The organism is Pseudomonas rubra (genome assembly GCF_028656935.1).
GTDB lineage: Bacteria > Pseudomonadota > Gammaproteobacteria > Pseudomonadales > Pseudomonadaceae > Aquipseudomonas > Aquipseudomonas rubra.
In genome coordinates this window covers 1-10,617 of the sequence record NZ_JAMDGZ010000003.1, presented here as the reverse complement: position 1 = coordinate 10,617, position 10,617 = coordinate 1, and the positions used below count along the sequence as shown (strand labels likewise).

8 protein-coding genes are annotated in these 10,617 nt (G+C 60.0%); 5 read left to right on the top strand and 3 right to left on the bottom strand.

Features of this window, described 5'->3' with window-relative positions; genetic code table 11:
* Positions 1-1,748: M60 family metallopeptidase (locus M5G17_RS02270; RefSeq protein ID WP_273891386.1), on the top strand; the 1,748-nt coding region annotated here is incomplete at its 5' end.
* 154 nt (positions 1,749-1,902) lie between these two features.
* Here M5G17_RS02270 and M5G17_RS02265 read toward each other — a convergent pair.
* From M5G17_RS02265 to M5G17_RS02255, 3 genes are all read right to left on the bottom strand, one after another.
* Positions 1,903-3,408 (bottom strand): Fic family protein, encoded by a 1,506-nt coding sequence (locus M5G17_RS02265; RefSeq protein ID WP_273891385.1) that lies wholly within the window; start codon positions 3,406-3,408, stop codon positions 1,903-1,905.
* Positions 3,409-3,534: 126 nt separating this feature from the next.
* Positions 3,535-4,506 (bottom strand): 2-hydroxyacid dehydrogenase, encoded by a 972-nt coding sequence (locus M5G17_RS02260; RefSeq protein ID WP_273891384.1) that lies wholly within the window; start codon positions 4,504-4,506, stop codon positions 3,535-3,537.
* 73 nt (positions 4,507-4,579) lie between these two features.
* Complete coding sequence (locus M5G17_RS02255) at positions 4,580-5,527, bottom strand: LysR family transcriptional regulator (protein WP_273891383.1); 948 nt, start codon at positions 5,525-5,527, stop codon at positions 4,580-4,582.
* Positions 5,528-5,713: 186 nt separating this feature from the next.
* Here M5G17_RS02255 and M5G17_RS02250 point away from each other — a divergent pair, with 186 nt between their 5' ends.
* From M5G17_RS02250 to M5G17_RS02235, 4 genes are read left to right on the top strand one after another with little or no spacing between them, the layout of a single operon-like run.
* Complete coding sequence (locus tag M5G17_RS02250) at positions 5,714-7,240, top strand: efflux transporter outer membrane subunit (RefSeq protein WP_273891382.1); 1,527 nt, start codon at positions 5,714-5,716, stop codon at positions 7,238-7,240.
* On the top strand, positions 7,237-9,423 hold the full coding sequence (locus tag M5G17_RS02245) for an FUSC family protein (protein ID WP_273891381.1): 2,187 nt from the start codon (positions 7,237-7,239) through the stop codon (positions 9,421-9,423). Before M5G17_RS02250 ends, M5G17_RS02245 begins: the two co-directional genes overlap by 4 nt.
* The gene (locus M5G17_RS02240) at positions 9,413-9,613 is read left to right on the top strand and encodes a DUF1656 domain-containing protein (protein ID WP_130266237.1); all 201 of its coding nucleotides are present in this window, start codon (positions 9,413-9,415) and stop codon (positions 9,611-9,613) included. The genes M5G17_RS02245 and M5G17_RS02240 overlap by 11 nt, the downstream gene beginning before the upstream one ends.
* Before the next feature lie 11 nt (positions 9,614-9,624).
* On the top strand, positions 9,625-10,491 hold the full coding sequence (locus M5G17_RS02235) for an efflux RND transporter periplasmic adaptor subunit (protein ID WP_130266236.1): 867 nt from the start codon (positions 9,625-9,627) through the stop codon (positions 10,489-10,491).
* The last annotated feature ends 126 nt before the right edge of the window (positions 10,492-10,617 follow it).

Genomic DNA, 10,617 nt, shown 5'->3' with positions numbered 1-10,617 from the left:
TTGTTCGGAGCATCCTTAGCAATGGGCAAGTACACGCCATCTCTTCTCATATGATAGCGGTGTCTGCGCAAATCAATGCACCTGCACAGGCACTGGTCGAAGCCCAATGGCAAGACGGCGAGTGGCGATCTATTGGGTATGTCGGTGATGGTGATTTCTACAACCCGGCGGTGCCTGAACATTACCGTGTTGATCCAGACACTATGCATTTACGGGTGCGCGGGCAGTCGGGAAGCGAGTTGAGATTGCCCGTTACCCCCGTCATCACAGAACTCTCGGCCGAAAGAGCTGAAGGCCGTATATCGGTTAAAGGTAGAACCACATTGCTCAGTGGTGGGGTATATGCATTCTCTGATGGGGCTTGGAAAGGTATCGCCGATATTGAGAATGGTATTTTTTCTAATACTAAAGTACCCAATAATTACCTATTTGAACCAGAGACACTACGCGTTCGAGTACAGGGGAACTTATTGACCTCATTGCCGGTGGACGCAACGCTCGGATTCCCGCATTCACGAACCGTACTAGTGCGCCCGATGATGTTAGCTTCGGCTGAAGCTGCAGAGATGAGTTGGAGGTTACACAAAGCTGATTATCAGCCAACAGGCTATTACGCGGTTGCGAATCAAGATATCGAAGTATGGGTATCGGGAAATGCCGGGGACCTTACGTTACTCGTCGGAATTCAAGGGATGGCAGACAGGGACGACCCTGCTCAGCAATCAGCCAATATGCGAGCCACACGGCTAGTAGCCGGGCGCAATGTCATACGTGATCCGTTGGGGGGCGTCATTCACCTTCGAAGTTTACTGGGGCCCAGCAACGGAATTACTCGAGTAATAGTGGGTGGCGACGCGATTCCTATTCCTTACTATCAGCAGGGTTTGACCAGTGCAGCCGAGTGGCGGCATATGCTTAATGTCAGTAATGCACCTGAAGTCGAACTGGTCGGTCGGCAAGTGGTGGTTGCGGCCTTCCGGAAGACGGCACTCAAGTTCGTGAATATCGCACCGGAGAGTATCGTTGGCTCTCACGAAGAAGTTCTCAGGCTTGAGGCCGAGGTGAGCGGATTAGATGGATCGACGCCCCTGCACAGCAGATCCAGTCTGCTGATTTATGCGGTCGAAGCGAGAGCAAACGCTAATCCACATGCAACCACCGGGTACATTGGCCTTCCTTATTCCGATGGGGCAGGCATGTATGCGGAGGCACTCGTTGGCGGCAAGGCCGCTAACCGCTGGGTCGCTCTGCATGAGTATGGGCATCACTACCAAAACCGTACCAATGGTATTCATCCTTTTGGTGAGGTCAGTGTAAACCTTTACTCTCTGGCTGTTGGGCGTGTGCATGAGAATGAGTATACCCATTCACTTCCAGGGCGCTGGCCGGCGTTAGAGGCATGGCTTGCGCAACCCAGGGGTGATAAAGACTTCGAGCGGTGCCCAGATCCCATGGCCATTTACGAACAGCTTAGAAAAGGTCTGGGGCAGGCATTTCTGCCAGCGTGGGATCGATACATTCGAGAGCATCCTGTCTCGGCTCCGGGGTTGAAAGACTTCATCCTCAGTGCATCGATAGTTTCACGATTTGACTTGGCAAATTTCTTTGCCGATTGGGGAGTATTGAAGGAGGAAAATAGCGAAATCTGGGCCGCGGTAGCAGCCCTGAATTTGCCCCAGCCGCCGGTTGGTCTCACGAGTATTCGACCTTATATTGTAGATCCGGATGCCCAATCGCCAATTGGCTAAGCCTCACTGCTTGCCCTTTCTCCACAAGAAATCAAAATCCGATGCCTTAACCGGAACCGGATTTTTTATGCATTTTGCACCTTACTTCCACACCTGCGGATTGACCAGATCCCGTGGTCGCTCACCGAGCAAGGTGCCGCGCAGGCTCACCAACCTACTCGTCTTCTCCATGCGGCTCGGTGTCAGCTTTTGCAAGAAGTGCCTGGGCATGTGCTTCAAGGAAGTCGAAAACCTCCTCTTGAATCAATCCAAGGTATTGTTTTCGCCGGCCCTTGGATACCACGCCGTTCTGGTCCATGCACTGCATAACGAGCTTGCTTAGTAGGCTTCCACGAACGTCATAGCTTGCATTCACCACCTTGATGAGCGTGTCATAACGCTGCAGAAACAAGGTTTCTTCCCTCAGTTCGACTTCCAACGCCCGCTTGGCCATTTCCATTGTGAACGTCACGCAGTCAGTAGCATCCCAATACTGGTACAGGCTGGGGTCGCCGGTAAAGTCGAACGACATGCTGTCGGCATCGATCCAACGTACATCCCAGAATTGCCGGGCTGGTTTCGAAAAGCTCTGTAGAGCTTCCAGGTACCGTTGCTCCTCACGCTTCATCGCTACAGACACCGGCAGCAATAGGCCGTTCTCCAGCGCGCCGCTGCAACACAACGTCTGGTGGATCAAGAAGCGCGACAGACGTCCATTGCCATCCATGAAAGGGCGTATGAAGACGAACCCAAACGAGGCGATGCCGGCGGCGACCAAAGGATCTAGCTGGAGAGGAGCCTGGTTTGCGAATGCCATGAGCTCTACCATCAGCTCGCGACAAAGGTCGGGAGGAGGAGGGACGTAGGTAACACCGGCTGAGCCACGCAATGCATTGCTCAGGTGGTTTTGCTCATGTCGGAAGGCAGCAGCCCGGTCCAGTGGGTTGGAGATCGCACTGTTCTGCAGGGCGACCAAGTAATTCTCAGTGAGAGGCTGGCGGTCATGAGCTTGGCGCAGCAATTGAATGAAGCGTTGCGCCTTCTGCTCACTGGGGGCTTCTTTCTCAATTGCGAATGAACTTTCAGTTTCGCTCAGGTACGCCCAGTTGATTGCGCGATCCATCATTTCTTTAGGCAAAGACGCAATGAACGCTCTTGAGCGTCCGAGGATGTCGTAATCGAGTAAGGCCTGAAGCTCGGGCGTTCGCTCTACCGTGATGCAGTACTTGAGTGTCCCCAAACCGTTGAAGTCAACTCTCCAACGGTTGTTTCGCAGCGAGGGCCCTGTAATGTACCGCGCAGGGTCAAACAGAAAGGTTGCTGGGCCGCGGGGGTTGTCAGGGTAGTCCAGTTGCTGGTTGCAGAACATTTCCCAAAGAAAACATATTTTGCGAATGTACGCGCTGCTTGGCGCCTGGGAGATAGCATCGACAAGCAGTTGGCCATCGAGGCGTGGAAGTGCCTGTGCCAAAATGGCGAGATTGACACCCTCATGCTTAAGCGCAAACATGATGTGTGCAAGAAAGTCCCCTGCTTCAGGTGCAACGGCCTGTGGCACTGAAAGCGCGCCGCCAATTCGCTCGATACGGGTCACAGGCTGGATGAGTGCAGGCTGCTTCACTTCAATGGCCTGCAACGCCATCGCATCGATCAAATGGGCGTAACCGACCCGACCTCCCATGATTTCCCCCTGACGCCGGCAAGATTTTTTAACTGTGCCACGATTTTCTTAAAAATCGATCAATCAGCGCAGAAAAAATTAACTGACCGGCCTCCACAATGAGCAAGATGTTGCGTGTCTGAGCGCCTACTTCCACACCTGCGGATTGACCAGATCCTGCGGTCGCTCACCGAGCAAGGCGCTGCGCAGGTTGTCGATGGCACGGTTGGCCATGGCCTCGCGGGTTTGCGCGGTGGCTGAGCCCACATGTGGCAAGGTCAGGGCGTTGCTCAGCTGGAACAGCGGCGATTCTGCCAGTGGCTCTTTTTCGTACACATCCAGCCCGGCACCGCGAATGGTGCCGGCCTGCAGTGCCTCGACCAACGCAGCTTCATCCACCACCGGCCCGCGGGAGACGTTGATCAGAAATGCACTGGGCTTCATCAGTTGCAATTCACGTTTGCTGATCAGGTGCTGGGTCTGCACCCCCAATGGCACCACCAGGCAGACGAAATCAGCTTGTGCCAGCAGCTCATCGAGGCTGCGGTACTGTGCCCCGAGTTCCTGTTCCAGGGTAGGCTTGCGGTTGTTGCCGCTGTAGATGACCGGCATGTTGAAGCCAAAGTGCCCACGCCGGGCAATCGCCGCGCCGATGTTGCCCAGGCCGACGATACCCAGGGTTTTACCGTGCACATCACTGCCAAACTGCGCAGGGCCCACGGTGGTCTGCCATTGGCCGGCCTTGGTCCAGGCATCGAGTTCCGCGACCCGGCGGGCACTGCCCATGAGCAGGGCGAAGCCGAGGTCGGCGGTGCTTTCGGTGAGCACGTCGGGGGTATTGGTCAGGGCGATGCCGCGCTGATTGAAGTAGGCCAGGTCATAGTTGTCGTAACCCACCGAGACACTGGCGACCACTTGCAGCTTGGCAGCGTTTTCCAGCTGTGCCTGGCCCAGTTTGCGGCCGACGCCGATCAGGCCATGCGCTTGGGGCAAGGCCGCGTTGAACTGGGCGCTGATGTCGCCAAGTTTGGGGTTGGGCACGATCACGTTGAAGTCTTGCTGCAGGCGTTCGACCATCGCCGGGGTGATACGGCTGAAGGCAAGGACAGTCTTTTTCATCGGCGAGATCTCTGCGGGCGGTGGAGAATGGGTAGCACGCTATCATTCTCCACCGCCGCTGTGCAGCAAGATTTCAGGTGGCGATGCGCAGTTCGTGGGTTTTCAGGTCCGCTTCGTGGGCGGCAAGAAGATCCGGCAGCGAATTGCGCAGGTACTCGACCCAGGTCTTGATCTTGGCATCCAGGTACTGGCGCGACGGGTAGATCGCGTACAGGTTCAGCTCCTGCAGGCGATACTCGGGCAATACCCGCACCAGCGACCCGTCACGCAGGCCCTCGATCGCCGAGTAGATCGGCAGCACGCCAACGCCCATACCACTGCGGATCGCGGTTTTCATTGCATCGGCGGAGTTCACCTGGAACGGCGCCTGGGTGATGTTGACCACTTCCTGGCCTTCGGGGCCGTCGAACAGCCATTTTTCCAGCGGGATCACCGGGCTGACCATGCGCAGGCAGGCATGATTGAGCAGGTCGCTGGGCGTGTGGGCGATGCCGTGGCGCTTCACGTAGTCGGGCGAGGCGCAGACGATGCTGTAGGTGATGCCCAGGCGCTGGGAGACAAAACCCGAATCCGGCAGCTCGGTGGCCAGCACGATGGACACGTCGTAGCCCTCGTCTAGCAGGTCTGGTACCCGGTTGGCCATGGTCAGGTCGAAGGTCACGTCCGGGTGGGTTTCGCGGTAACGGGCGATGGCATCGATGACAAAGTGCTGACCGACTCCGGTCATCGAGTGCACCTTGAGCTGCCCGGCCGGGCGCGCGTGGGCGTCACTGGCCTCGGCTTCGGCCTCCTCGACATAGGTGAGGATCTGTTCGCAGCGCATCAGGTAGCGTTTGCCGGCTTCGGTCAGGGCGATGCGGCGGGTAGTGCGGTTGAGCAGGCGGGTTTGCAGATGGGCTTCAAGATTGGAGACCGCCCGTGACACGTTGGCGGTCGTCGTATCCAGTTGCACAGCAGCGGCAGTGAAGCTGCCGACTTGCGCCACGCAACTAAAAGCACGCATGTTTTGCAGGGTGTCCATGGGTCGCTCTCAAGGTAGACGACAAATTGTGACATGAAGTAACCGGAGCGGTCTTCAGACTAAAGCCTGATTATCGCTGTTTTCGTAACAAAGATTCGCAGTAATGCATGCTTATCGCCAGTGCGGCGGCCCCCTAGAATTGCCTCTCCAAGCGTCATCCACCTTCTATGTCGGGAATTCGCAGCTGTGCCGCGTCGCATCATCAGAGCGCTCAATGCGCTCAGTGCCTGTGCCTTTAGCTTGACCTTGAGCGGCTGTATCGGAACCTGGGGCATTGCCCCGCAAAGCAAGACGCTGCAAGCCAATACCCTGACCACCGACGCGGCAATCCGTGAAGCCGCCCTCGACGCCCACTGGCCCGACCAGCAATGGTGGCGGGCCTACGGCGACCCGCAACTCGATCGCTGGATCGCCCTGGCCGTACAAGACAGCCCGACCCTGGCCATGGCCGCGGCGCGGGTGCGTGAGGCCAAGGCCATGGCCGGGGTGATCGAGTCGGCGGAAAAACTGCAGGTCAACGGCCAGTCGACGCTCAAACGCCACAACTGGCCGCAAGATCAGTTCTATGGCCCTGGCGCGTTGTCTGGTGCCAACACCTGGGACAACAATGCCACGCTTGGTTTGAGCTACGCCCTGGACCTCTGGGGCCGCGAGCGCAATGCCAGCGAGCAGGCCGTGGACATGGCCCATATGAGCGTGGCCCAGGCTCGTCAGGCCCAGCTCGAGCTGCAGAACAACATCGTCAAGGTCTACATCCAACTGTCGTTGCACTTTGCCCAGCGCGATATCGTCAAGGCCGAGCTTGCCCAGCAGGAGCAGATCCTGGCCCTGGCCGAGCGGCGTCTGGCCGGCGGTATCGGCACCCATTTCGAAGTCAGCCAGGCGCAGACACCGCTGCCCGAAACCCACCGCCAGCTCGACGCCATGAATGAAGAAATCGCCCTGGCCCGTAACCAACTGGCCGCCTTGGCCGGCAAAGGCCCGGGGCAGGGGGCGCAGTTGCAGCGCCCGCAACTGGCCCTCGGTACGGCGTTGAAGCTGCCATCGGCCTTGCCCGCCGAGCTGGTTGGCCAGCGCCCGGACGTGGTCGCGAGTCGCTGGCAGGTGGCGGCCCAGGCTCGTGGTATCGATGTCGCCCATGCCGGTTTCTTTCCCAATGTCGACCTGGTCGGTGGCCTGGGTTTCATGGCCACCGGCGGCGGGCCGCTGGAGTTTCTGACCGGGCGCAAGTTCAACTACAACGTGGGGCCGGCAATCAGCCTGCCGGTGTTCGATGGCGGGCGCCTGCGTTCGCAATTGGGTGTCGCCTCGGCCGGTTATGACATTGCCGTTGCGCACTACAACCAGACCGTGGTCGAGGCGCTCAAGGGTATTTCCGATCAGTTGATCCGCCGTGAGTCGATGAGCGAGCAGCAGCACTTTGCCGCAGAATCCGTGGCCTCGGCGCAGAAGACCTATGACATCGCCATGGTCGCCTTCCAGCGTGGCCTGACCGATTACCTCAATGTGCTCAACGCGCAGACGATGTTGTTCCGTCAGCAGCAGATCCAGCAGCAGGTCCAGGCCGCGCGCCTGAGTGCCCATGCCGAACTGGTCACGGCCTTGGGCGGTGGCCTGGGCGCGGGTCACGATGTGCCGGCTGAGGATAAGCAACAGGCGCCGAAAACCCCGGCAACCCTGGCGATTTTCGATAAGCCGGTTCATGCCCAATGAGCGCACTGACCCTGCCGTTTCGCTGGCTGGCCACCCTGGAGTGGCGTCGCGGGTTCTTTGAATGGGTGCGCACCGACGGGGTGACCTGGGTGTACATCTTCAAGGTCCTCAGCGCCGCCTTCCTGACCCTGTGGTTGGCCATGCGCCTGGAACTGCCGCAGCCGCGCACGGCGATGATCACCGTGTTCATCGTCATGCAGCCGCAGAGCGGCCACGTGTTCGCCAAGAGTTTCTACCGGCTGCTGGGCACGCTGGCAGGATCGTCGATGATGGTCGCGCTGATTGCCCTGTTCCCGCAGAACACCGAGCTGTTCCTGCCGAGCCTGGCGATCTGGGTCGGCTTGTGCTCGGCCGGGGCCATGCGCTACCGCAGCTTTCGCGCCTATGGTTTCGTGCTCGCCGGTTACACTGCGGCGATGGTCGGCCTGCCGGCCCTGCAGCACCCTGACGGCGCGTTCATGGCGGCGGTGTGGCGGGTGCTGGAAATCTCCCTGGGGATTCTGGTTTCGACCCTGGTCAGTGCGGCGATTTTGCCGCAGTCGGCCAGTGCCTCGATGCGTAACGCCCTGTACCAGCGCTTTGGTGTGTTCGCCGGTTTCGTCGCTGAGGGCTTGCGTGGTGACAGCCAGCGCGACCGATTTGAAAGCAGCAACGTGCGCTTTATCGCCGAAGCGGTGGGCTTGGAGAGCCTGCGCAGTGTCACCGCCTTCGAAGACCCGCACATGCGCCGACGCAGCGGCCGGCTGGGGCGGATGAACAGCGAGTTCATGGCCATCACCACGCGCTTCAACGCTTTGCATCAGTTGCTTGAACGCTTGCGTTTGCGCGGGCCGTTGCAAATCGTCACGGCCATCGAGCCTGGGCTCAGTGCCCTGGCCGAACTGCTCGACGCCTATGCCGGCCGTGGCCTGACCGAGGCGGATGCGGCGCGCCTGGCCGGACAGCTGGCGGCCTACAAGGAAGATTTGCCGGAACGGGTGCGCAGCTTGCGCGCCGCGTTTGTCGAGAGTGGCCCCAGCGATGCCGACTTGCTGGATTTTCATACCGCCTACGAGCTGCTGTACCGCTTCGTCGACGACATGCACAACTATGCCCAGACCCACGCTTCGCTGACCGAGCACAACCATGCCCGCGAGCAGTGGGATGAGCCTTATGTGGCGCAGACCAACTGGATGGCCTCGCTGGCGGCCGGCGTGCGCGCCGCGTTCATCCTGCTGGTGCTGGGCAGTTTCTGGATCATCACCGCCTGGCCAAGCGGGGCGATGATGACCCTGATCGCGGCGGCCACCGTCGGCCTCTCGGCGGCTACGCCAAACCCCAAACGCATGTCGTTCCAGATGGCCTGCGGCACCTTGTTCGGCGCCTTCGTCGGCTTCTTCGAAACCTTCTTCGTGTTCCCCTGGATCGACGGCTTCCCATTGCTGTGCCTGGTCCTGGCGCCGGTGTTCGTGCTCGGCGCGTTCCTCGCTTCGCGCCCGGCCTATGCCGGTTACGGGCTGGGCTTGCTGATCTTTTTTGCCACAGGTTCCGTGCCGGACAACTTGACCATCTACAACCCCTACAACTTCATCAACGACTACATCGCCATGGTCATCGGCATGCTGGTCTGCGCCGCTGCCGGGGCGATCATCCTGCCGCCCAACAGCCGCTGGTTGTGGAACCGCCTGGAGCAGGACCTGCGCGCCCAGGTGCTGTACGCGATCAGCGGCCGTCTGCGCGGGTTGGGGTCGGGCTTTGAAAGCCGCACTCGCGACCTGCTGCACCAGGCCTATGGCCTGGCGGTCGGCCAGCCGCTGGTGCAGAGCACCTTGCTGCGCTGGATGTTCGTGGTGCTCGAGGTGGGCCACGCGATCATCGAGTTGCGCAAGGAGCAGGCGATATTGCCGGTGCATCCGTGTTACGCCGAGTCGCAGCCCTGGCGCCAGGCTATCCGCGTCATGGGCCGGGCCCTGGCGCGCCTGTTCATGCAGCCGAGTGCGAGCAACCATGAGCGCGCGCTGGTGGCGGTGGACCATGCCATCAGCCGCGTGCAGGCCACCGATGAGCCGTTCGCCCGCCACTTCGACACCTCGGCCTTGCGCCGGGTGCAGAGCTATCTGCACTTCATCCGCACCTCGTTGCTCGACCCTCAGTCGCCGCTGGCCGATCTGGCCCCGGCCAAAGGACTGCCCCATGCCTCGTGAAATCGCCTTTCATGGCGTCTACATGCCGACCATGACCTTGATGTTCCTGTTCGCCGCCGGCCTTGCCTGGGGCCTGGACCGCTTCATCGCAAGCCATGACGGCTACCGCTTCTTCTGGCACCCGGCGCTGCTGCGCCTGTGCCTGTTCATCTGTTTGTTCGGCGCCATGGCCCTGACTCTCTACCGTTGAGACCTGTGTTGATGAAAAAGTTTTTCAGCCTGATCGCTACCTTGCTGGTGCTCGCCGCTGCTGTGGTGATCGGTCGCCAGCTCTGGATGCATTACATGAACACGCCCTGGACCCGCGATGGGCGGGTGCGTGCCGACATCATCAACGTTGCCGCCGACGTGCCGGGCTATGTGGTCGATGTCCCGGTGCGTGACAACCAGCTGGTGAAAAAGGGCGAGGTGCTGCTGCAAATCGACCCCGAGCACTACGAAGTGGCGGTCAGGCAGGCCGAGGCACTGGTGGCTTCACGCAAGGCCACCTGGGAAATGCGCAAGGTCAACGCCCATCGCCGCGCCGACATGGACAACCTGGTGATCTCGCGGGAGAACCGCGACGACGCCAGCAACATCGCCAATTCGGCGCTGGCCGACTACCAGCAGGCCCAGGCGCAACTGGCGGCGGCGCAACTGGACCTCAAGCGCACGAAGATCCTGGCCACGGTCGATGGCTACGTGACCAACCTCAACGTCCACCGTGGTGACTATGCGCGCACCGGCGAGGCGAAGATGGCGGTGGTCGACAAGGATTCGTTCTGGGTTTATGGCTTCTTCGAAGAAACCAAGCTGCCGCGTGTTCGGGTGGGTGACCAGGCCGAGCTGCAGATGATGAGCGGCGAGCGGCTCAAGGGCCACGTCGAAAGTATCTCGCGTGGGATCTATGACCGTGACAATCCTGAAAGCCGCGAGCTGATCGCCGACGTCAACCCGACCTTCAACTGGGTGCGCCTGGCCCAGCGGGTGCCGGTGCGCATTCACATCGACGAAGTGCCGGAGGGCTTTTTGCTGGCGGCGGGGACGACCTGTACGGTGGTGGTCAAGCCTGGCCAGAAAGAGGGGTGAGCTGATCGCGGCATCGGTATCTACACATCTCTAATCCTGATCTATGAAGATGGCTCAGGGTTGGCCTGCGCATGTGTGCATATCCAATTGATGTGGCGAGGCTGCTGGCCCCTTCCGCCCTTACGG

Excerpts from the sequence above, each read along its gene's own strand:
- M5G17_RS02265 (WP_273891385.1), bottom strand. The coding sequence starts at position 3,408 with ATGGGAGGTCGGGTCGGTTACGCCCATTTGATCGATGCGATGGCGTTG.
- M5G17_RS02260 (WP_273891384.1), bottom strand. The coding sequence starts at position 4,506 with ATGAAAAAGACTGTCCTTGCCTTCAGCCGTATCACCCCGGCGATGGTC.
- M5G17_RS02255 (WP_273891383.1), bottom strand. The coding sequence starts at position 5,527 with ATGGACACCCTGCAAAACATGCGTGCTTTTAGTTGCGTGGCGCAAGTC.
- M5G17_RS02245 (WP_273891381.1), top strand. The coding sequence starts at position 7,237 with ATGAGCGCACTGACCCTGCCGTTTCGCTGGCTGGCCACCCTGGAGTGG.
- M5G17_RS02240 (WP_130266237.1), top strand. The coding sequence starts at position 9,413 with ATGCCTCGTGAAATCGCCTTTCATGGCGTCTACATGCCGACCATGACC.
- M5G17_RS02235 (WP_130266236.1), top strand. The coding sequence starts at position 9,625 with ATGAAAAAGTTTTTCAGCCTGATCGCTACCTTGCTGGTGCTCGCCGCT.